Genomic DNA, 21,705 nt, shown 5'->3' with positions numbered 1-21,705 from the left:
GTGCGGCGACTAGCGAGGACCGTACTGTTGGCAAGAAGTTTCAGCAAGATGCTGAAACTGTTTCCAGTGGGCGTCCGGGCGCGGTGAGTGGGTCGAGCGTCGCTCTTGGCCTCGCAACGCAAAGACGCCAGGGGCCCGGTTCGGGCCCCTGGCGTCAAGGAGTCTGCTGTGTCTGGCGGCTACCGCGCGGGTGGTGCGGTGAGGGCTTCGTCCGGCTGACCTTCGGAGCCGGGGTCGGACTCGGGGTCGGCCTCGGGGTCGGCCCCGGCCTCAGGCTCGAGGTCGGTCTCGGTCTCGGCAGCAGCCGCCTCCCGCGCCGCGCGCTGCTCCTGGGCGTCGCGGATGTCGCGGCGCAGCAGGACCACCCAGCCGGCCGGGATCAGCAGGGCGAAGAGCCACCACTGGATCGCGTAGGGCAGGTGGACGCCCTTGCCGACCACCGCGTCGTCGCTGGTGTTGGTGGCGCTGGGGCTGGGCACCAGCTCGGCCTGGTCGGCGGACGGCGTTGTCGGGCTGGTCCCGGTCAGCTCCAGGTAGCCGGCGACCACCGGCTGCCCCAGACGGTTGGCCTGCTCATCGCTGTTGATCAGCATGAACTGGCGGTCCGGCAACCCGCCGCGCTCGCGGATCCCGGTGCTCTTGGAGGTCTCGTCGGGGCGCAGGCGTCCGGTGGCCGTCAGCTCGCCGGTCGGCGCCGGCGGCACCGTCGGGTAGACGGTGGCATCCGCGCCCGAGGCGACCCAGCCTCGGTTGACCAGGACGACATCGCCGGAGGTGGTGACCAGCGGAGTGATCACGTAGTAGCCGATCGAGTCCCCGGCGGCGTCGGTGCGCTGGCGGACCACGAACTCGTGCGCCGGGTCGTAGTGACCGGTGGCACTGACCGTGCGGTAGGTCTCCGAGCCGGGCACGGTGGCGCCGGGGTGGGAGATCACGTCCATCGCGACCGGGGGCGCGGCCATCGCTGCGGCGATGCTGCCGTTCTGCCGGTTGGTCTGCTCGTAGCGGTGGTACTGCCACTGCCCGAGCAAGATCATGGCGGGGATGATCGCGAAGAAGACGAGGGTCAGGATCACCCAGCGCCGGGTCATGAGGATTCGGAGCACCGGCCGACCGTATCTCCGTTTACACCGCCACCACGAACCGGCCCCGCCTCGACGCATCGGTCCGGCCACCGGACCGGTCCGATCACGCCAGCAGCGGCGGCCCGCACGTGGTGGGCCTCCGTGATGGGCGTCACAACCGGCTGCCGCCGAACGGGGGAAGCCGCACGTTCGCGGCGATTCGCGGACCGGCTTCGGCGGGTGCACGGCTTACCGTGCTGCGGATGGCTCGCCATTCCTCATATCAGCAGATGATCACCCCGAAGGTTTGGCCTCCTGTACGAGTCCGTTCCGGCAGGGCTTCTCGCTGACGGGCCATCACCCGCAATCAGCAACGCACCCGTCCCCGGTGCGCTGCCGCTGCGCCGTTCGGCCTGACGCAAGGACACCGATGCGCCCCCCTCCCCGCCTGGCTTCGGCCCTGGGACCTCTCGCGCTGAGCGCGGGGCTCCTGCTGATCAACCCCAGTACCGCACACGCCGCCGCCCTCCCCGGACCGGGGTTCCCGGCCCGCTACACCGCCCCGTACATCGAGACCTGGCGAGCCGGTTCCTCGCTGACCGAGGCCCGCACCGCCACCGGACTCCAGTACTTCACGCTCGCCTTCGTGATCAGCGACGGCACCTGCAACGGTGCCTTCGACGGCACCGTCCCGGTGACGGACCAGGGGTGGGAAGTCGCCCTGAACCAGTTACGCGCCGGTGGCGGCGACGCCATCGGCTCCTTCGGCGGCGGTGCCGGGAGCGAACTGGCCGAGGTCTGCGACTCGGTGGACTCGCTGAAGGCCGCCTACCGCCGGGTGATCGACACGCTCAACCTGACCGTGCTCGACTTCGACGTCGAAGGCGACGCACTGGGCAACAGCACGGCCATCGACCGCCGTGACCGGGCGCTGGCCGACCTCCAGCGGGAGTACGCCGCCGCGGGCCGCGCGCTGACCGTGCACTACACCCTCCCCGCCAATCCGGACGGGCTAGGGCAGCAGTCGCTGCGCCTGCTGCGCAACGCCAAGGACCGGGGCCTGGTCGTCTCGCTGGTCAACATCATGACCATGGACTACGGCCCCGATCTGAACATGGGCCGGGTCGCGACCGAGGCCGCCGACGGACTGCACGACCAGATGGCCCAGATCTGGCCGGAGAAGAGCGCCGCGGAGCTGTGGGAGATGCAGGGCAACACCCCCATGATCGGCGTGAACGACGCCACCAACGAGGTCTTCTCCACCGAGGACGCCGGCACGCTGGCGAACTTCGCCAACGACAAGGGCATCCAGTTGCTCTCGTTCTGGGCAGTGGGGCGGGACCGGCCCTGTGCGGTCGAGGGCACCCTCTCCGGCACCTGCAGCGGCACCCGGCAGCAGCCGGGCGAGTTCTCCCACCTGCTGAGCCGCCCCCAGTCACGCGGTCGGCCCCGACCGCGCCCCGCGCCGGAACCGCAGTCGCCGCGCTGCCTCGGCCCGCTCGGCAGCCCGCTCAGCCCGTCCTGCGCCGAGCGGCCCACGAACGGTGATCCGGCCGGCGCACCTCGTGCGGGCGGCGGCGCGGTGTGGGCCAGCCCCGCGGTGTGGGCCGGCGGCACGGTCCGGGCCGGCTCGTGTGCGAGCGGCTGGGAAGAGCCGGCCCTCTGGTGCGACGGACGGGCGGCCCGCTGAGGGAGCCCGGTCCGGCCACGGATGCCCGGTAGGCAGGGGGGATACGCGTCACCGGAGGTAGCGCGACATGATGTTCAGTCAGATCCAGACCACGAGGCGCCTGCTCTTCACCGCGGGCGGCGCGAGCCTGTTGTGCGCCTGCGGGCGCCGCGCCCACGCGAAGGGGGCCGCGCCCGTCCCGGTCCATCCCTCGGCGCCGGCCTCGCCGACACCGACGGCACCGACGCCATCACCGACACCGTCGGCGACGCCCTCGGCCGGGCCGGCCTCACCGACCGCCGCCCTGAACGTGCCCGCCGGCAGCGGAGCCGTGGCCGCCGGGCATCCCGAGACCGGCGTGCACGCGGGTCCCAAGGTGATCGCGCTGACCTTCGACGACGGACCGAGCCCGATCGACACCCCGCACGTGCTGGCCCTGCTGCGCGAGCACGGCGTCACGGCGACGTTCTTCATGATCGGCAAGAACGTGGCGCGCTATCCGGACACGGCGCGCGAGGTGGTGGAGGCCGGACACCTGGTGGGCAACCACACCTGGTCCCATCCCGACCTCGGGACGCTCTCCAGGTCGGGTGTCCACCGGGAGATCGAGCGCACCAGCGAGACCATCGCCGGCATCTGCGGCGTCCGGCCCGTGCTGTTCCGCGCGCCGGGCGGGCACTTCACCCGCAACTCCTACGCGGTCTGCGCCGATCTCGGGCTGCGCTCGATCTGCTGGAACGTGGACCCGGAGGACTGGTCGGACCCCGGCGTCGGCACCATCGCCAGCCGGGTGCTCACGGCGACCAGGACCGGCTCGATCGTGCTCAACCACGACGGCTGCCTGACCGACAATTTGATCACCGCACCGGGCGGGCCGGGCGACCGCTCGCAGACCGTCGACGCACTCCGCGCCTATCTGCCCAAACTCCTCGAGGCCGGCTACCGGTTCACCGTTCCCGACAATTCCTGAGATCGAATTCCCCGGATCGAATTCCTGAGCCGACTTCCGTGACCGCCGGCGGCTATTCCGACTTTCGCCGGTGCGCCGAGGTCCGGGCAGCCCGATTCGCCTTGCCGACTTTCCGGCAAGGCGAATCGGTTTGCTACCGGCCGGTGATTCCAGCGGAATCAGCTGCCGTACGCGCCGCCGCTCAGTGCCCGGGAGCGGTTGGGGCAGGTCAGCGAGACGCGGTAGCTGCCGTCCAGCGGACCGTAGGTGTACCGGTAGCCGTTCGAGCAGTTGACGTAGACGTAGAAGTAGTTGCCGGAGCAGGAGATGGCGAACGTGCTGCCGTTGAAGGTGGCGTCCCAGCAGCTGAGCGAGTCGGCCTTCGCGGGCAGCGCGTCGTCCGTCGCCCCGGGCGCGCCCGGGGCGACGTCGCTGCTGGTCTCGCCGGTGTTGAGGTTGGTGGACGTGGCGTTGGCCTCCGCCGCCCTGGTCGACTGGTGCGCCTGGCTGATGACGGTGGCCGCCATGGCCGGCCCGCCGCTCATGCCGAGGCCGAGCAGCACGGTCGCCGTGACCAGGCCGAGGGACTTGAGAATCTTCACCTTGATCCCTTTCTTCCTGCGAGGGTTCGAGCGGCGTCTCCACCGACTCGATAACCGGGATTGACAAAGAGCTTCGCAGAGCTCCGAAGAAGGGACAAGACGCACTTTTCCAGGGTTCGCCGCGACATCTTGGGACGATCTTTCCGGATACCTCTTCCATGCCAGGCGAATCGATTCTTCTGGCCTCGTTCAGTCGGACCCAAATTCACCTGAACGGGCTAGCGGAAATGGACTTTCCATGCATTGCCGAAGTGACCTATCGACTTTTGCGGCAGCGATACTGCGGCTGCCATGGATCATGAACGGCGCCCATGGGGCGCCGCTCCAGCCACCGACACCCCCACCCCCGGTCGCGCCGAGCAGCGCCGTGCATGCCGAACCGTCCACCCTCGCCGGCCGAGCGGCCCAGGGTGCAGCAGCTCCGCACGCCCGGTGACCGGGGCGCGGCACTCCGTCGCGCCCGGCCGAGCCGGGGTCTAAAGAGCTGGCCAAACCTCCCAAGAGATGGCCAAGCCTTTCAACAACGTGTTGACGATCGCTGCAGGTCGCTCTACGTTTCTTCCATTCGGAAACCTTTTTCCACATAATGGAATCGTCACGCTGCTCGGACTCCTGACCTGGACTCCCGGCACGGCAGACGCACCTGGCACCCCCGCCCCGAAGCCCCGGGTCCGTCGGACCGTGCACCTGATCGCCCCCGCAGCCGGAAGGACCACCCCATGAATCTCGCCCCACGGGAGATCGACAAGCTCTACGTCTACGTGGTGGCCGATCTCGCACGCCGCCGCCGTGATCGCGGGGTCAAGCTGAACTACAGCGAGGCCGTGGCGCTGATCAGCGAGGCGATCCTGGAGTCCGCCAGGGACGGCCGGACCGTCGCCGAGTGCATGGAGATCGGCAAGAAGATCGTCGCCGGCGACGAGGTGCTGCCCGGTGTGCGGGAGATGCTGCCGCTGCTGCAGATCGAGGCCGCGTTCGTGGACGGCAGCAAGCTGGTCTCCTGCCACGATCCGGTCGGTGCCTGAGCCATGCCGCACGCCTGCGCGAACGCCGCCACGGACGCCGCCGCGCGCACCAGGGCGGAAGCTCCGGCCGCCTCGGTGCTGCTGGTCGGCGGGCACGAGAGCGGCGCCGCCGACCGACTGCGTCCGCTGGTCCGGGATGGGATCGCCGCCGGCGCGGTCGGCGTGGGCCGGGAGCTGGCGGCCGCCGTCGATCGGGCGCTGGCCGGCTCGGAGCGCCCGGTCTGCGTGGTGCCGATGACCTTGGGGCGCGATCCCCGGCTGGTCGCCGACACCGCCCGGACGCTGCGCCGGCTCACCGGGGCGGCCGGGACCGGTCGACTGGCGCTCTGCGCTCCGTTCGGCGAACCCGCCCATCTGATCGGCTGGTTGCGCGCCGCCGCCGAGCGCGCTGCCACTGCCGCTGCTGCTTCCGCTGCTTCCGCTAATGCTTCTGCCGCGACCGAGCAGACCGCCGTGCTCGTCACCGCTCCCCGCTCCGGACCGTTCGAGGACGCCGAGTTGTTCCGGATCGCCCGGCTGGTACGCCAGTACCGGACGCATCGCTGGGTGGAAGTGGCCTTCGAGGGCGGCGATCCGGACCTCGCCGAGGGCGTCGAGCGCTGCCGCCGGCTCGGCGCCGGACGGGTCGTGCTGCTGCCGGCCGGCTTCGGCCCCGCGCCGGCGGTGGCGGGTGGCGAGGACGGTGGGCCGCTGCTCTCGGCGCGGGCCGTGGCCGGCGTGCTGCGGGCCCGGGTCGCCGGTGCGCTGGACCGGTTGCGGCGGCAGGAGGACGGCATCGCGACCGGGCTGGACGCCGAGCACGGGCACGGCTTCCCTCATTCGCACGGGCCGGCCGACCACCACCAGCACCCGCACCCCCACCACCACCCCAACTCCACCGCCGAAAAGAGATGACGCCATGTCAGGCAGGCCTGGATACCTGTACGGAGACGAACCGGTCGAGATCAACGCCGGCCGTGCCAAGGTCAGGCTCGCGGTCAGCAACACCGGCGACCGCGCGGTGCAGGTCGGATCGCACTACCACTTCTTCGAGGTGAACCGCGCCCTGGACTTCGACCGCAACCAGGCCTTCGGCATGCATCTGGACCTGCCGGCCGGGACCGGCGTGCGGTTCGAGCCCGGCGACACCCGGGAGGTGGAGTTGGCCGCGTTCGCCGGCCACCGGCGGCTGATCGGCTTCAGCTCACTGGTCGACGGCGGACTCGGCTCGGCCGACACCCGGGCCAGGGCGATACGGCGTGCGGTGGAACTGGGCTTCAGCGGCGCGCGCCTGGAGCCCGCGCCGGGCCCGTTCCAGCAGGATCAGCAGCAGCACCAGGAGGGCGAACTCTGATGGCGGTCATCCCCCGCAGGCAGTACACCGATCTGTTCGGCCCCACGGTCGGCGACCGCTTCCACCTGGCTGACACCAACCTGGTGGTCGAGGTCGAACGGGACCACAACCAGGGCCACTACGGCGACGAGGCCGTCTACGGCGGCGGCAAGGGCATCCGGGACGGCATGGCCCAGGATCCGGCGGCCACCAACCTGCACGGCGCGCTCGACCTGGTGATCACCAACGTGGTGGTGCTGGACCCGGTGCTCGGCGTCGTCAAGGGCGACATCGGTGTCCGGGACGGCTTCATCACCGCGGTCGGCAAAGCGGGAAATCCGCGCCTGCAGAGCGGAGTTCACCCGAAACTGGTGATCGGTCCGGGCACCGAGGTGATCTCCGGCGAGCACCTGATCGCCACGGCCGGAGGCATCGACACCCACATCCACTTCATCGCCCCGCAGCAGGTCCAGGAGGGCCTGAGCAACGGCATCACCACGCTGATCGGCGGCGGCACCGGCCCGACCGACGGCACCAACGGCACCACCTGCACGCCCGGTCCCTGGAACATCGGGCGGATGTACCAGGCAGTGGAGGACCTGCCGGTCAACGTCGGCCTGCTCGGCAAGGGCAACGCCTCGCTGCCCGAGGCGCTGCGCGAGCAGGTCGAGGCGGGCGTCTGCGGCCTGAAGATCCACGAGGACTGGGGCACCACCCCGGCCGCGATCGACACCGCGCTCAAGGTGGCCGACGAGTACGACGTGCAGGTGGCGATCCACACCGACACGCTCAACGAGTCCGGCTTCTACGAGGACACCCTGTCGGCGATCGACGGCCGCACCATCCACACCTTCCACACCGAGGGCGCGGGCGGCGGCCACGCCCCGGACATCATGCGGATCGCCGGGGAGCCCAACGTGCTGCCCTCGTCGACGAATCCGACCCTGCCCTACACCGTCAACTCGATCGACGAGCTGCTCGACATGGTGATGGTCTGCCACCACCTGAGCCACCACATCCCCGAGGACGTCGCGTTCGCCGACTCCCGGGTGCGCTGCGAGACGGTGGCGGCCGAGACGGTGCTCCACGACGAGGGCGTGATCAGCATCTTCTCCTCGGACTCGCAGGCGATGGGCCGGATCGGCGAGTCCTTCGCGCGGGCCTTCCAGACCGCGCACCACTGCAAGGACCAGCGCGGCAAGCTGGCCGGCGACAGGGAGCGCAACGACAACTTCCGGGTGCTGCGCTACCTGGCCAAGCTCACCATCAACCCGGCGATCGCCTCCGGCACCGCCGAGTACATCGGCTCGCTGGAGTCGGGCAAGCTGGCCGACATCGTGCTCTGGCCGATCAACTCCTTCGCCGCCAAGCCCAAGTTGGTGATCAAGGGCGGCATGGTCAACTGGGCGCTGATGGGCGACCCGAACGCCTCGCTGCCGACCACCCAGCCGATCTACTACCGCCCGATGTACGGCGCCTACGGCAGGGCCCGGCAGGCCACCCGGGTCTCGTTCATGTCGCAGGCGGCTGTCGAGCGCGGGGTTCCCGCCGAACTCGGCCTGGAAAGCCGGGTGTTGCCGGTCCGGAGCTGCCGCACGGTGGGCAAGCAGCACATGGTGCGCAACGACGCCACACCGCGGATCGAGGTCGACCCGGAGACCTACAGGGTCACCCTGGACGGCGTCCCGGCCACCATCGCGCCGGCCGAGACGCTGCCGCTCAACCACCTGTTCTACCTCGCGTGACCGCCACCGCGCTGGACGCCCTGCTGGTCAGCCTGCAGCTGACCGACTCCGCCTTCCCCAGCGGCCTCTACACCCTCTCGCACGGCCTGGAGGGCTATCTGCAGGCCAAGCGGGTGGACCAGCGGAGCATGCCGGAGCTGCTGGTCGACCTGCTGCGCCACGCGGTCGGCCCGGCGGACGCCACCGCGCTCGCGCTGGCCAACCGGGCGGCCCTGGACGGGGACTGGGCGGCCGTGGCCGAGGTGGACCAGCGACTGTTCGCCGGCAAGCTCAACCGCGAGCTGCGGCTGGCCGCCGTCCGGACCGGGCGGCAGCTGCTGGACACCGCCCAACTGGCCCTGGGCGGGGAGGCGTTGGAGCGCTATGCCGAGCTGGTGACGGCCAAGCGCTCGCCCGGCTGCCAGGCGGTGGCCGCCGGGGTGGCGTACGCGGCCGGCGGGGTGGCGGCCGAACAGGCGGTGGCGAGCGACCTGTTCGCCTTCTCGGTCAGCTTCGTCTCGGCGGCGCTGCGGCTGCGGCTGACCGACCACCGGCGGGCCCAGAGCACGCTGCGCGGGATCGCGCCGGTGATCAAGGAGGTCACCGGGGACGCGCTGCGGCGGGAGTTGGCGGACCTGGGCGGCTGCGTGCCGATCGCCGACGCCATGTCGGCCCGCCACGAGCGGGCGGAGGCCAGGATGTTCGCTTCCTGAGCCGCCATCAGAACAGTTGCCCAGCAGTGAGGGAGAAGGAACGACATGACGGACGACGTGCTCCGGGTGGGCATCGCCGGGCCGGTGGGCTCCGGCAAGACGGCGCTGATCGAGGCCCTGGTGCCGGTCCTGATCGCCCGGGGCCGGCGCCCGGCGGTGGTCACCAACGACATCTACACCCAGGAGGACGCCCAGCACGTGCGCCGCAACCTGGCCGGACTGCTGGACCCCGAGCGGGTGGTGGGCGTGGAGACCGGTGCCTGCCCGCACACCGCGGTCCGCGACGACCCGACGATGAACCTGGCGGCCGGCGCCGAACTCCTGGAACGCTTCCCGGACATCGACACGCTGCTCTACGAGTCGGGCGGCGACAATCTGACGCTGACCTTCAGTCCGGCGCTGGTCGACATGTTCTTCTTCGTGCTGGACACCGCCGAGGGCGAGAAGATGCCCCGCAAGCGAGGCCCGGGGATCACCGACTCGGACGTGCTGGTGATCAACAAGGTGGACATCGCCCGGTACGTGCGGTGCGACCTCACGGTGATGTCCGCCGACGCGGACCGGGTCCGCGAGGGCCGCCCGGTGGTGCTCACCAACAGCCTGACCGGCGCGGGCATCGAGCAGGTCGCCGATCTGCTGGAGAGCTACCGCAGGGTCCCCGCGTGACGGTCCGGCTGGCGCCCGCGCACTACGAGCCGGCTCGCGTCCCCGCCCAGCTGCGGCGGTACGCGGGCCGGCCGGACGCGCTCGGCGTCGGTGCGCCCGGCAAGGTCGGCCTGCTCGAACTCGGCTTCGAACAGCGCGGTGGCCGAACGGAGTTGGTGAGCCACTACCAGAAGTCGCCGCTGCAGATCATGCGCCCGCTGTACTTCGACCCGGGCCGCCCGGACCTGGCGATCACCTATCTGATGTCCACCGGCGGCGGCATCGTGCAGGCCGACCGGCTGCGCCTGGACCTGCGCTGCGGTGCGGACACGGCGGTGCACCTCACCACCCAGGCGGCCACCAAGGTCCACCGGATGGACGCCGACTACGCGACCCAGCAGGTCTTCCTGACCGCCGACGCGGGCGCCTACGTCGAGTACCTGCCCGAGCCGACCATCCCGTACCGCGACTCGCGCTTCTACCAGCGCACGGTGATCACGGTCGACCCCTCGGCCACCGTGCTGGCCGCCGAGACCGTGCTGGCCGGGCGGCTGGCCCGCGGCGAGCGCAACGCGTACCAGGTGTTCGCCGCCGACCTGGAGTGGCGCCGGCCCGACGGCCGGCTGTTCGCCCTGGACACCGTACGGCTGGAACCGGGCGGCCCGGCCTCGGGCGGCTCGGCCTCGGGGGTCGGCGGACCGGCTGTGCTGGGCCGCCACGACCTGGTCGCCGGGTTCTTCGTGGTGACACCGCTGGCGCCCGCCGCGCTGGTCGCCGACACCCTGCACGAGGCGCTGGCCGACTGCGGGCTGCTGTACGGCGCGAGCGTGCTGCCCGAGGACACCGGGGCCTGGCTGCGGGTGCTGGGCGACGACTCCCCCGCCGTCGGCGCGGCCCTGCTGCGCGCCTGGGACGCCGTGCGGCGGCTGCTGATCGGCGTGCCGGCTCCGGTGATCCGCAAGGCCTGACCCCCAGTCCCCCGCTTCCACCCCTCATCCCCGTCCCCAATCCCCGTCCCCGCAGAGAGACTTCGGATGCCTACCTCAATCGACACGGGCAACACCGCCTGGCTGATGGCCAGTACCGCGATGGTGCTGCTGATGACGCCCGGCCTCGCCTTCTTCTACGGCGGCATGGTCAAGACCAAGCACGTGCTGGTCATGCTGAAGATGAGCTTCGTCTGCCTGGCCATCGTCACGCTGCTCTGGCTGGCCATCGGCTACAGCCTCGCCTTCGGCAAGGACGTCGGCGGCTACGGCCTGATCGGCACCCCCGAGCACTGGATGATGCACGACATCGGCATGACCAGCCTGCAAGGCAGCACGGGCATCCCGACCGTCATCTTCTCCTGCTTCCAGATGGCCTTCGCGATCATCACCGTGGCGCTGATCAGCGGTTCGATCGCCGGCCGGGCCACCATGCGCGGCTGGGTCTGGTTCGCGATCGCCTGGACCCTGCTGGTCTACGTGCCGCTGGCGCACTGGGTGTTCGCGCCGGACGGCTGGGTGCCCGCGCACCTCGGCGCGCTGGACTTCGCCGGCGGCCTGCCGGTGGAGATCAACTCCGGCGCGGCCGGGCTGGCGGTGGCGATCGTGGTGCGCAAGCGCAAGGACTTCGAGCGGGAGACCATCCGCCCGCACAACCTGCCGCTGGTGGTGATCGGCCTGGCACTGCTCTGGTTCGGCTGGTTCGGCTTCAACGCCGGCTCCGCGCTGCAGACCGGCGGCACCGCCCCGATGGCCTTCCTCAACACCCAACTCGCCGCCGCCGGCGCGATGGTGGGCTGGCCGCTGATCGAGAAGTGGAAGCTCGGCCACGTGGAGATGCTCGGGGTGGCCGGCGCGGCCGTCGCGGGCATGGTGGCGATCACCCCGTCCTGCGGTGAGATCTCGCCGGTCGGCGCGCTGGCGGTCGGCTTCATCGCCGGCGTGGTCTGCGCGTTCGCGATCAACTTCAAGTACCGGATGGGCTACGACGACACCCTCGACGTGGTCGGCGTGCACGGCTTCGGCGGCATCGTCGGGACGCTGGCCATCGGCCTGTTCGCCACCGTCCAGATGAGCGGCAAGAAGGGCCTGTTCTACGGCGGCGGCCTCGGCCTGCTCTGGCGCCAGGCCGTCGCGGTGGTGGCCTGTGCGGCGTTCTCCTTCGCGGCGACCTGGCTGATCGCCAAGGTGGTCGAGAAGACCGTCGGCTTCCGCGCGGACGAGGAGTACGAGCACGTCCCCGGCCAGGAGGAGGAGCAGGCCTATGACGACGAGACGGTCTCCGAGATCCGTGACCGCCTGCTGGCGGCCCGGGTGCCGGTGACCGTCGGTGCGGCCGGCACCGACGGCGGCGCCGCCGCCGCCGACCACCGGTTGCTCGCCGAACTCCGCGAGGTGCTGGTGCGCCGGGATCAGGAGAAGTGATGCTCGACTCGGGCAACTCCGCCTGGCTGATGATGGCCGCCGCCATGGTGCTGCTGATGGCACCGGGCCTGGCCTTCTTCTACGGCGGCATGGTGAGGACCGGTCAGGTCATCGCCATGCTCAAGATGTGCTTCGTCTGCGTGGTCCTGGTGACCATCATCTGGTTCACCGTCGGCTACTCGTTGGCCTTCGGCGAGGACGCCGGCGGGCTCGGCGTGATCGGCGGCGTGGACCACCTGTTCATGTCCGGGGTCGGCATGGACAGCGCCACCGCGGGCGTGCCGACCGTGGCCTTCTCGGTCTTCCACATGTCGTTCGCCATCGTGACCGTCGCGCTGATCAGCGGCTCGGTCGCCGGTCGGGCGACGATGCGCGGCTGGATCGCCTTCGTCTGCGCCTGGACACTGCTGGTCTACATCCCGATGGCGCACTGGGTGTTCTCGCCGGACGGCTGGGTCGCCCGGCAGGTCGGCGCGGTCGACTTCTCCGGTGGCACGGTCGTCGAACTGAGCTCGGGCGCGGCCGGGTTGGCGCTGGCCCTGGTGGCCGGCAAGCGGCAGGACTTCGAGCGGACCAGGATCCGGCCGCACAACCTGCCGCTGGTCGTGGTCGGGCTTTCGCTGCTCTGGTTCGGCTGGTTCGGCTTCAACACCGGCTCCTCGCTGGGGACTCCGGGCGCGGCCGCGATGGGCGTGATGAACACCCAGCTGGCGGCGGGCGCCGCGATGGCCGGCTGGGCGCTGACCGTCTGGCTGCGGGCTCGCAAGGTCGGCCTGCTGGACATGTGCATGGGCGCGGTCACCGGAATGGTCGCGATGACCCCGCTGGCCGGTGGCGTCAGCCTGGCCTGGGCCACGGTGATCGGCTTCCTGGCCGGTCTGACCTGCGCCTTCGCGATCAGCTGGAAGTACCGCTTCGGGGTGGACGACACGCTGGACGTGGTCGGCATCCACGGCTGGGGCGGGCTGTTCGGCATGGTGATGGTGGGCCTGGCGGCCACCGGCGCGATGACCGGCAAGAAGGGCGTCTTCTACGGCGGCGGTTGGGACCTGCTGGGGCGCCAGCTGGTGGCGGTGCTGGTGCTCGGGCTCTTCTCGTTCGGGATGACCGCGCTGATCGGCAAGGTGGTCGACCGCACCGTGGGCCTGCGCCAGCAGACCGCGGCCGAGGAGCACGAGCAGGTCTACCAGAACGACTGGGACGCCCAGTTCAAGGAGATCGCGGACGCCCTGCGGGGCAGCGAGGAGCAGGCCCTGACCCGGACCGGTCCGGACGCGAGCGCGCTGCTGGAGCAGGTCCGGCGGATGCTGGCGGCCGACCCGGAGTAGCCGGGCAACTACCGCTGCCCCCGGACCCGTTCGGGTCCGGGGGCAGCCGCGTCGGCGCGGTTCAGCTCTCGCCGTCCGGCTCCTCGGGGTCGTCCGGCAGGGCCAGCTGGATCAGGGTGGACGGGTGCTTGCGGCGGACCAGCACGCCGCGGCCCGGCGGGCGTTCGGCGGCCCGCTCGGTGCCGACCAGGACGCCCTCGCGCGGGTCACCGGAGAGGATCAGCCCGGCGGCGCCCAGTTCACGCAGCCGGGTGAGCAGCGGTTCGGTCAGCTGGGTGCGGCTGCTGCCGGCCACCCGGCGGGCGATCACCAGGTGCAGGACGATCTCGCGGGCCTGCGGCAGGTAGTCGGCCAGCGCCGCGAGCGGCGATGTCCAGCAGCAGCGCGTCCAGGTCGTCCAGTTCGGCGCGGGCCGCGCCCCAGTTGTCGATCAGCAGGAAGACGTCCGCGCCCCGGGTGCCGGCCGGCAGTTCGCCGGCCTCCCGACGGCGGCGGAACCCGGCCACCGAGTCCAGGCCCAACTCGCGGAACAGCCGCTCGCGTTCGCCGATCAGCTGGGCGACCTCGGCGAGCGACCGGCGGACCCTGGCGCTCTCGTGCCGGCCCGCCACCGCGCTGACGTGCGGCGAGCGCTCGAAGGGCAGCAGCGTGCCGCCGCCGAAGTCCAGGCAGCTGAACTGGAGTTGGTCGGGCGTGTGGGTGAGCATCGCGGAGAGCAGCAGGGTGCGCAGGAAGGTGCTCTTGCCGGACTGCGGGGCACCGATCAGCGCCAGGTGGCCGTGTTCCTGGGCGAAGTCGAGCACCACCGGGTGCTGGGACTGGCGCAGCGGCACGTCCAGCACGCCGACCGGGAGCTTGAGTTCGCCGTGCTGCGGCCACCACTCGGCGAGCAGGCCGTGGTCCGGCTTGAGCGAGACGGGCCCGGTCAGCGCGTCCAGCGGCAGCGCGGGCGGCAGCGGCGGCAGCCAGACCTGGTGCACCGGCTGCCCGGCCCTGGCCAGCCGGTGCACCAGCACCTGCATCTCGGTGGGCCCGGCCAGCAGCGGACGGGGACGCTCGGGCCCGCGCCGCTCGGCGGCGACCCGCTCGGCCTCGGCCAGCGGGTCGGGCGCGGTGCGCAGCCCGAACTCCGCCACCTCGGGGCGGCCCTGGCCCTGGTCGGCCGCGCGCTCCTCGGCCGAGCGGTGCGGGCCGGACACGTGGGCGACCCGCAGGCGCTCCAACTCCCCGTCGCCGACCTTGAGATAGGCCGAACCGGGGATCGGCGGCAGCCGGTAGGCGTCCGGGCTGCCGATCACCGTGCGGGACTCGGCGGCCGAGAAGGTGCGCAGGCAGATCCGGTAGGCCAGGTTGGACTCCAGGCCGCGCAGTCGCCCTTCCTCGAGGCGCTGCGAGGCCAGCAGCAGGTGCATGCCCAGGCTGCGGCCGACCCGGCCGATCTGCACGAAGAGGTCGATGAAGTCGGGCCGACCGGTGAGGAGTTCACCGAACTCGTCGACGATGATCAGCAGGTAGGGCAGCGGCTCCAGCGGCCGGCCGGCCGGACCGTTCTGCCCGGCCGCCCGCCGCAGCTGATACTCGCGCACCGAGTCCAGGTTGCCGGCGTCGCGCAGCATCTTCTGGCGGCGCTGCTGCTCGCCCTGGAGCGCGTCGCGGACCCGGTCGACCAGCGCGAGGTCGTCCACCAGGTTGGTGATCAGGCCTGCCACGTGCGGCAGTTCGGTGACCCCGGCGAAGGTGGCGCCACCCCCTTGAAGTCGACCAGCACCAGGCTCAGCAGCTCCGGCGAGTGGGTCGTGGTCAGCCCGCTGACCAGGGTGCGCAGCAGCTCGCTCTTGCCCGAGCCGGTCGCGCCGACCACCAGGCCGTGCGGGCCCATGCCGCCCTGCGCCGACTCCTTGAGGTCGAGCACCAGCGGCAGGCCCTCGCCGTCGAAGCCGATCGGCACCTGGAGCACGGCCTCGTCGTGCGGCTCGATCCAGTGCTCCTCGGGGGTGAAGGTGTCCAGGTCGCCGACGCCCAGCAGCGCGGGCAGCGAGACGGTCTGGGCCAGGATCTCCTCGCCCTCGGCGGAGAGCCGCAGCGGGGCCAGCGCGCGGGTGATCGCCTCGCACAGCTCGGCCTCCGGCTGGTCGGCCACCACCTCGGTGACCTGCGCGCTCTAATCGGCGCGGCGGCCCTCGACAGCCACTGCCCCGTCCGCCTCGACCCGCACCCGCAGGTCGGCCCGGGTCGGCTCGTCCGACTCGCGCTCCACCACGCAGAGCACGGTGATCGCGGTGGCGGGCCCGGCGGCGTCCAGCAGTTGGGCGGCGATCGGCGAGCGGGCCCAGGCACTGCGCGGGTCGTACCCGTCGAGCAGCACCACCAGGCGCTGCCGGGTGTCGGCCGCGCCCCGGTCCGGGACCAGGCCGCGCCGGGCCGACTGCTGCTCCCGGGCGGCGGTCAGCCGGGCCTGCAGGTGGTCGGCGATGCCCTCGAAGTCCTCGGCGACCAGCGGCACCACGCCCGCCTCGCCGGAGCTCTCCGGCTCGTGGGTGTGCGGCAGCCACTTGGCCCAGGCCCAGTCCTCGCCGCCGGTGACCAGGGCGATCGCCAGGTCGTCGGGGGCGTGGCCGACGGCGAGTTCGGCGATCACGGCGCGGGCCAGCGCGCGGGCCTGGGGCGCCGGGCCGAGCAGGCTGACCACACCGGCGCGGTTCAGGTCGATCACGGCGGGCTGCCGGCCGACCGTGGCCATCGAGCCGATCAGCTGCTCGGCGGCGGTCCTGGCGCGCTGGTCGTACTCGACCATCGGGTCGTTGCGCGAGGCCAGCCGGATCGGCGTGGTGAGCGGCGCCCGGCCGACGCCGATCCGCACCTTCAGGAAGTCGGCGTCGGTCACCCGCCGCTCCCAGACCCGGCGCCGGCGCGCCGCGATCGCGCGCAGCCGGTGCGGGGACGGGTGCTGCCAGGCCGCCACCACCCGCTGGTCGGCCGCCACCTGACGGGCCGTGCGGCGCACCTCGATCAGGTGCTCCAGGTAGCGGTCGCGGGCGCGGGCCTTCGCCTTGTTCTGGGTGCCGCGCAACTGCATCCGCACGCCGACGGTGACGCCGACGGAGAGCAGCACGAAGGCGATCCCCAGCAGGATCAGCATCTTCTTGCCGGCCACGATCATGTAGCCGGCCATGCTGATGCTGGAGAGCAGCGGCATCAGCAGCATCACCCAGGACGCGTTGGAGTCCTTGCCGGCCGGCTGCGGCGGGGCGGCGAGCACGACGGGATCCGTGGGCAGCTGCGGCGGGTGGACCCGGGCGGGCCGGTGGAAGACGATCCGGGACATCAGGAATCCAGGACTCTCGGCCAGGGGTGCGGAACGGGGCGAAGGCGGTGGGGGCGAGGGTGGGCCGGGTGAGCCTGAAGGCGGGGGTGCCGGCGGGGGCTTCAGTGGCGGCTTCGGCGGCGGAGGCTTCGGCGGCGGGGGCGGCGGCTGCGGCGGGGGCGGCGGCTGTGGCAGGGGCTGCGGCGGGCGCCGCCGGGCCGGTTGCGGGTGGCCGTCGAACCGCGGCCTGCGGCGGGGTCGCCAGGGCGCGGCTCGACGCGACGGCGGAGTTCAGCGAGCTGCGGGTGGCCGCCCGGATCCCGTCCAGCAGCCCGTTCACCCGCCCGGTCATCGCGCCCAACTGCTCGTCCCGGGCCCGCTCGACCGCCTGGTGCGCGTCGGCGACGGCGTCGCGGACCAGGGCCGCGAGCCCCTCGGGGTCGTCCGGGTCGATCACGGACGCGTCGATCCGCAGGTCCAGCAGCCGCCCGTCGGCGGTGACCGTGGCCAGGACCAGCCCGTCGCCGCTGCGCCCGTCGGCCCGCACCGCGCTCAGACTGTGCTGGACGTCCCGCATGTCCTCGTAGAGGTGCTGCGCCCGCTGCCTGAGGCCGGCGAGGTCGGGCTGTCCGGGGTCGGGCATCTGCCGTGCTCTCTTCTCGTGCGGGCTGCTCGTGCCGGCCGCTCGTGCTGGCCGCTCGTGCCGGGCTGCGTGGGTGGGCGTCGTGCGAAACGCCTCCTGGTGCCATGCTGGCGGGTGGCGTCCCGAACGCCCAGGTCCCTGTTCGGGGACCCCGTGCGGCACGGACCGTGTCAGGACCGCCCGGCGTAGGCCGGCACCGCCGCCCGCCCCGCCTCGGCCGCCGGGGACTCGGCGCCCCACCGGCGGGCGAGGAACGCGCAGACCATCAGCTGCAGTTGGTGGAAGAGCATCAGCGGCAGCACGATCATCCCGGCGGCCGGGCCCGGGAACAGGACGCTGGCCATCGGCACCCCGCTGGCCAGGCTCTTCTTCGAGCCGCAGAAGACCATCACGATCAGGTCGGACCGGCCGAACCCCAGCCGGCCCCCGAGCAGCAGGGTGGCGGTGAGGACCAGCGCCAGCAGCACCGCCTCGACCAGGAAGAGCGCCCCCAGGCGGGGCAGCGACAGGGTGCTCCACACACCGCCCACCACGGCGGCGCTGAACGCGCTGTAGACCACCAGCAGGACCGAGCCGCGGTCCACCAGGCCGAGGACGGTGCGGTGGCGGGCCATCCACGCGGCGATCCAGCGGCGCAGCACCTGGCCCGCGAGGAAGGGCAGCAGGAGCTGTTCGGCGATCTGGAGGATCGAGCCGGCCGACACGCCGCCCCTGGTGTTCAACAGGGCGGCGGCGAGCAGCGGCGTCAGCACGATGCCGAACAGGCTGGAGAAGGTCGCGCCGCAGACCGCCGCCGCGGTGTTGCCCCGGGCGATGGAGGTGAAGGCGATCGAGGACTGCACGGTGGAGGGCAGCAGGGTCAGGAAGAGCAGGCCCTGGTAGAGCTCCGGCGACAGCACGTACGGCACCAGCAGGTGGGCGGCCAGTCCGAGCGCGGGGAAGAGCCCGAAGGTCACGGCGGTCACGGAGCCGTGCAGCCGCCACTGCTTCAGCCCGTCCAGCGCCTCCCGGGCGGAGAGCCGGGCGCCGTAGAGGAAGAAGAGCACGGCGACCGCGCCTTCGGCGGCGCCGGAGACGGCCGGTGCGGCGGCGCCCCGGGCCGGGAGCAGGGCGGCCAGCGCGACGGTGCCCAGCAGCGAGGCGATGAACGGGTCCACCCGCAGGCGCCGGGATATCTGGGAGCAGAGCGAACGGTTCGGGCTGGGCATGGTTCTCCGAGACAACGGTTCGGGCGGGAATGACTTCAGCCTGCCCCCTGTGACAGTGATTGTGAATCCCGCTAGCCGCGCTTACTGCCATCATGAATCGTGATATCAGCAGATAGGATGGGTCGCGTGTTCGATCCGGTTCAGCTGAGGTCCTTTCTCGCGGTCGCCCAGACCGGCGGTTTCACCCGGGCCGCCCAGCGGCTGGGGCTGCGGCAGTCCACCGTCAGCCAGCACGTGCGACGGCTGGAGGAGGCCGCCAACCGGCGGCTCTTCCTGCGCGACACCCACTCCGTGCGGCTGACCAGCGAGGGCGAGGCCATGCTCGGCTTCGCCCGGACGATCCTGGAGGCGAACGAGCAGGCGGTCGGCTACTTCGCGCAGACCCAGGTGCGCGGGCGGGTCCGGTTCGGCGCCTCCGAGGACTTCGTCTACACCGAACTGCCGCAGATCCTGCGCGGGTTCCGGCGCAGCAATCCCCAGGTCGACCTCGAACTCACCGTCGGCCTCAGCGGGTTGCTCTACGAGCAGCTGGCCGACGGGCGGCTCGACCTGGTGCTCGGCAAGCGCCCGCCGACCGGCGGCTCACCGGGTCGGCTGGTCTGGCAGGACGAGCTGGTGTGGGTCGGCGTCGAAGGCTTCCGGGTCGACCCGGCGGAGCCGCTGCCGCTGATCGTCTACCCGCCGCCCAGCTTCACCCGGGTCCGCGCGCTGGAGGTCTGCGAGCGGGCCGGGCGGCCCTGGCGGATCGCCTGCACCAGCACCAGCCTCTCCGGCGTGCGGGCCGCCGCGCTGGCCGGGCTCGGGGTGGTGCCGCACGCCAGCAGCCTGGTTCCGCCGGACCTGCGGGTGCTGCCCGACCAGGTGGGCCTGCCGGAACTCGGGAGTACCGAGTTCGTCCTCAGCACCGGCCGCACCACGGCGCGCGGCCCCGTGCGGCTGCTCGCCGAGGCCGTCCTCGCCGACGCGTTCCGGCTGCACCGGGCACCGGAGCGGCAGGTGCCCTGACGGCCGTGGTGGGGTGTCGGAGCGCTGGGGTGCTGGGGTGCGGAGGTGGTCGGCGGGATTCGCAGTTGCCGACCTTGAGGTCGGGCGGGGCCGGGCGGCTGCGGAGCGCCTGCTGGAGGTCGGCGGTGGTGCTGTGCCACAGGCGCTGGTCCGGGTCGAGCGGCCGCAGGCCGAGCGGGCGCAGCTGGGCGGCGTCGGCCTCGGTGCCGTTGGTGCTGACCAGCAGGTGGTCGGCGTTCTCGCTCAGCGCGACCTTGGCGGCGCGGTGGAAGAGCGCGTCCACGATCTGCTGGGCGCGGCCCTCGCCCTCGTCCGCCAGGACGGAGGCCACGTGCGGCACCCGTGGCGGCCGGCCACCGCCGTGCCGGTCCGCCGTGCCCGCCGGGAGCGGGGTGACCGGGTGGTCGGCACCGAGTTCGGCGGGATCCAGGTCGCCGATCCGGTAGCGGAGCAGGCCGAGCGCCCGGCCGTCCTGGGGGTGCGGGAGGCCCTCGGGGGTCGGGGACTGCCAGGCGACGGCTTCGAGGCGGCCGGTGATCAGGTCCGGGCTGACCAGCAGGGGGACGGACGGGGCGGGCGCGCGGGTGGCAGCGGGCTGGGCGGGTTCGGTGACGGGCTCGGCGGACAGCAGGTCGATCTGGCCCTGCAGCCAGTCGAGTTGGTGCTGGACCTGGCCGGTCTCGACCGGGATCCGCTGGTCGACCGCCTGGCCCCACGGGCGCCACGGGCGGCGGAACTCGAAGTGCAGCTGGGCGATGCCGTCGAAGACGCTGCCGGGGACCTTGGTCTTGGTGCCCAGACCGGTGCGCCCGGAGGTGAGGTTCTCGGCGGTCTGGTCCTTGGCACTGGTGTGGGTGATCGTGCCGCCCGCCACCACCGCGACCGGCGCGATGGTCAACGGGTCGGAGGTGCCGACGGCTTGGACGCTGGTGGTGTGCGTGGTGCTCGCGGTGTCGGCGGTCCGACCGTCGCTGCCGGCCGCCGCCACGACGCTGGTGCTGCCGGTGTTGAACTCGGTCGCCTCGGTGTTGGCCTGGTGGGTCAGCTGCTGGACGCTGGCGGTGACGGTGACGCTGCCGCCCTTGAGCTGGATCACCCACGGCTGACCGGCCATCAGCGAGCGCATCCTGGGCTGCAGGGCCGCCGCGTCGAACTTCTTCCGCAGCTTGCGCTTCGCCGCCGCCCACCCGGCGGGCGAGCCGAAGACGTGCTCGCCGGTGGCGTCGAGCTGGTCGAGCACGGCGGCGGTGGCGAGTTGGCCGCCGGGCGCGCGGGTGACCGGGACGGTCTGGGTGGCGGCGGGGGTGGTGGCCTGGGGCTGGGGTACGGTCGCGGGCTGGGCAACAATCGCGGGCTGGCTGACCGGGGCAGGCGGGGTCAGCGGCCGCACGTCGAGCACGATGTCGGTGCCGCTGAGCAGCAGCGACTGCGCGATCCTGGGCGGCAGCGCGTAGTGCTGCGCGGGTACCGGCTTCTGCCGGGTGGCCGGGTCGAGCGGCAGCTCGACCTGCGGCCAGTGGTCCCCGTAGGTGTCCGCCAGGGCGCCGCGGATGGCGGACATCACCGCCTGGCCGTCCGGCAGTGCGGTCACCGCGTCGGACCGTCCGATCTGCCCTGACACGGTGACCCGCTCGGGCGGCTGCACGGTGAGCGGCGGGCGCGGCACGGGGGTGGTGGCAGTGCCGGGCGCGCTGGTGGTGCCAGCGGCGGTGCCGGCGGTCGGGACAGCAGCCGCCGCGGCCGCAGCGGCCTGAGCGGCGGCGGCCTGCGCCGCCGCTGCGGCGGCCCGGGTGAAGACCGCCCGCTTGTGCTGCCCGTCCTCCGTCACGTACTGCTCGGCGGCCGACTGCGGGACCGTGACGACGAACCGCAGGTCCGTCTGCCCGGAGACCGCCTCGCCGGGCTTGCCCCGCTTGGCGATCCTGACGTCGACCTGGGTCTCGGCGACGAAGACCACCATCGGCTCGGCGAACTTGGCGCTGGAGACGGTGCTCGAACCCTCGGCCGCGCGCGGGCCCTCGCGGTGGCGAGTGGCGCGGCCGCCGCCGACCAGCGGCAGCCCGAAGTAGGAGCCCGCTCGGCAGCGTGTCCTGGTAGCCGCCC

At 72.4% G+C, this 21,705-nt stretch carries 20 protein-coding genes and 1 pseudogene; 12 read left to right on the top strand and 9 right to left on the bottom strand.

Annotated features, from left to right (window positions below):
• Positions 1–179: 179 nt before the first annotated feature.
• Positions 180–1,106, bottom strand: coding sequence for an SURF1 family cytochrome oxidase biogenesis protein (locus OG403_RS32625; protein ID WP_329570790.1), 927 nt, complete (start codon positions 1,104–1,106; stop codon positions 180–182).
• Between the two features lie 388 nt (positions 1,107–1,494).
• Between OG403_RS32625 and OG403_RS32620 the strand changes: the two genes are divergently transcribed.
• Entirely contained in the window at positions 1,495–2,754 is a 1,260-nt protein-coding gene (locus tag OG403_RS32620) for a chitinase (RefSeq protein WP_329570789.1), read from the top strand.
• Between the two features lie 67 nt (positions 2,755–2,821).
• Complete coding sequence (locus tag OG403_RS32615; RefSeq protein ID WP_329570787.1) at positions 2,822–3,703, top strand: polysaccharide deacetylase family protein; 882 nt, start codon at positions 2,822–2,824, stop codon at positions 3,701–3,703.
• A 158-nt stretch (positions 3,704–3,861) separates the two neighbouring features.
• Here OG403_RS32615 and OG403_RS32610 read toward each other — a convergent pair whose 3' ends face one another.
• Complete coding sequence (locus OG403_RS32610) at positions 3,862–4,284, bottom strand: hypothetical protein (RefSeq protein ID WP_329570785.1); 423 nt, start codon at positions 4,282–4,284, stop codon at positions 3,862–3,864.
• A 719-nt stretch (positions 4,285–5,003) separates the two neighbouring features.
• Between OG403_RS32610 and OG403_RS32605 the strand changes: the two genes are divergently transcribed.
• The 9 genes from OG403_RS32605 to OG403_RS32565 all read left to right on the top strand — a co-directional run bounded on the left by OG403_RS32605 (position 5,004) and on the right by OG403_RS32565 (position 13,442).
• On the top strand, positions 5,004–5,309 hold the full coding sequence (locus tag OG403_RS32605; protein WP_329570783.1) for an urease subunit gamma: 306 nt from the start codon (positions 5,004–5,006) through the stop codon (positions 5,307–5,309).
• A gap of 3 nt (positions 5,310–5,312) precedes the next feature.
• A complete protein-coding gene (locus tag OG403_RS32600; protein WP_329570781.1) occupies positions 5,313–6,203 on the top strand; it encodes a cobalamin biosynthesis protein CbiX in 891 nt (296 codons plus the stop codon).
• A 4-nt stretch (positions 6,204–6,207) separates the two neighbouring features.
• Positions 6,208–6,642: an urease subunit beta gene (locus OG403_RS32595; RefSeq protein WP_329570780.1), complete on the top strand. Its 435-nt coding sequence runs from the start codon at positions 6,208–6,210 to the stop codon at positions 6,640–6,642.
• Positions 6,642–8,366 carry an urease subunit alpha gene (ureC, locus tag OG403_RS32590; protein ID WP_329570778.1) on the top strand — a complete coding sequence of 575 codons (1,725 nt, stop codon included), beginning with the start codon at positions 6,642–6,644 and terminating at the stop codon, positions 8,364–8,366. The genes OG403_RS32595 and ureC overlap by 1 nt, the downstream gene beginning before the upstream one ends.
• Positions 8,363–9,058, top strand: a complete 696-nt coding sequence (locus tag OG403_RS32585; protein ID WP_329570776.1) for an urease accessory protein UreF — start codon at positions 8,363–8,365, stop codon at positions 9,056–9,058. Before ureC ends, OG403_RS32585 begins: the two co-directional genes overlap by 4 nt.
• 45 nt (positions 9,059–9,103) lie before the next feature.
• The gene (gene ureG, locus OG403_RS32580) at positions 9,104–9,724 is read left to right on the top strand and encodes an urease accessory protein UreG (protein ID WP_329570774.1); all 621 of its coding nucleotides are present in this window, start codon (positions 9,104–9,106) and stop codon (positions 9,722–9,724) included.
• Positions 9,721–10,671, top strand: coding sequence for an urease accessory protein UreD (locus OG403_RS32575; RefSeq protein ID WP_442911021.1), 951 nt, complete (start codon positions 9,721–9,723; stop codon positions 10,669–10,671). Before ureG ends, OG403_RS32575 begins: the two co-directional genes overlap by 4 nt.
• 66 nt (positions 10,672–10,737) lie before the next feature.
• A complete protein-coding gene (locus OG403_RS32570) occupies positions 10,738–12,114 on the top strand; it encodes an ammonium transporter (RefSeq protein WP_329570772.1) in 1,377 nt (458 codons plus the stop codon).
• Complete coding sequence (locus OG403_RS32565) at positions 12,114–13,442, top strand: ammonium transporter (RefSeq protein ID WP_329570770.1); 1,329 nt, start codon at positions 12,114–12,116, stop codon at positions 13,440–13,442. Before OG403_RS32570 ends, OG403_RS32565 begins: the two co-directional genes overlap by 1 nt.
• Positions 13,443–13,503: 61 nt before the next feature.
• On the opposite strand, the gene OG403_RS32560 is transcribed toward OG403_RS32565, so the two are convergent.
• The 6 genes and pseudogenes from OG403_RS32560 to OG403_RS32535 all read right to left on the bottom strand — a co-directional run bounded on the left by OG403_RS32560 (position 13,504) and on the right by OG403_RS32535 (position 18,597).
• Positions 13,504–13,752, bottom strand: a complete 249-nt coding sequence (locus OG403_RS32560; RefSeq protein ID WP_442911020.1) for a hypothetical protein — start codon at positions 13,750–13,752, stop codon at positions 13,504–13,506.
• Complete coding sequence (locus tag OG403_RS32555; RefSeq protein ID WP_329570766.1) at positions 13,682–15,151, bottom strand: FtsK/SpoIIIE domain-containing protein; 1,470 nt, start codon at positions 15,149–15,151, stop codon at positions 13,682–13,684. The genes OG403_RS32560 and OG403_RS32555 overlap by 71 nt, the downstream gene beginning before the upstream one ends.
• The gene (locus tag OG403_RS32550) at positions 15,139–15,582 is read right to left on the bottom strand and encodes an FtsK/SpoIIIE domain-containing protein (RefSeq protein ID WP_329570764.1); all 444 of its coding nucleotides are present in this window, start codon (positions 15,580–15,582) and stop codon (positions 15,139–15,141) included. Before OG403_RS32550 ends, OG403_RS32555 begins: the two co-directional genes overlap by 13 nt.
• 21 nt (positions 15,583–15,603) lie before the next feature.
• Positions 15,604–16,767: a hypothetical protein gene (locus OG403_RS32545; protein WP_329570762.1), complete on the bottom strand. Its 1,164-nt coding sequence runs from the start codon at positions 16,765–16,767 to the stop codon at positions 15,604–15,606.
• 376 nt (positions 16,768–17,143) lie between these two features.
• Positions 17,144–17,323 (bottom strand): annotated as a pseudogene (locus OG403_RS36810) (YbaB/EbfC family nucleoid-associated protein); the annotation flags it as partial.
• 236 nt (positions 17,324–17,559) lie between these two features.
• The gene (locus tag OG403_RS32535) at positions 17,560–18,597 is read right to left on the bottom strand and encodes a bile acid:sodium symporter family protein (RefSeq protein WP_329570759.1); all 1,038 of its coding nucleotides are present in this window, start codon (positions 18,595–18,597) and stop codon (positions 17,560–17,562) included.
• Between the two features lie 126 nt (positions 18,598–18,723).
• Between OG403_RS32535 and OG403_RS32530 the strand changes: the two genes are divergently transcribed.
• Complete coding sequence (locus tag OG403_RS32530; protein ID WP_329570757.1) at positions 18,724–19,602, top strand: LysR substrate-binding domain-containing protein; 879 nt, start codon at positions 18,724–18,726, stop codon at positions 19,600–19,602.
• Here OG403_RS32530 and OG403_RS32525 read toward each other — a convergent pair.
• Positions 19,496–21,562: a hypothetical protein gene (locus OG403_RS32525; protein ID WP_329570755.1), complete on the bottom strand. Its 2,067-nt coding sequence runs from the start codon at positions 21,560–21,562 to the stop codon at positions 19,496–19,498. The genes OG403_RS32530 and OG403_RS32525 overlap by 107 nt on opposite strands.
• Between the last annotated feature and the right edge of the window lie 143 nt (positions 21,563–21,705).

The sequence above is a fragment of the Kitasatospora sp. NBC_01266 genome, assembly GCF_036242395.1.
GTDB lineage: Bacteria > Actinomycetota > Actinomycetes > Streptomycetales > Streptomycetaceae > Kitasatospora.
The sequence above is the reverse complement of the archived record's forward strand: the minus strand, read 5'-3'. Positions and strand labels throughout refer to the sequence as shown.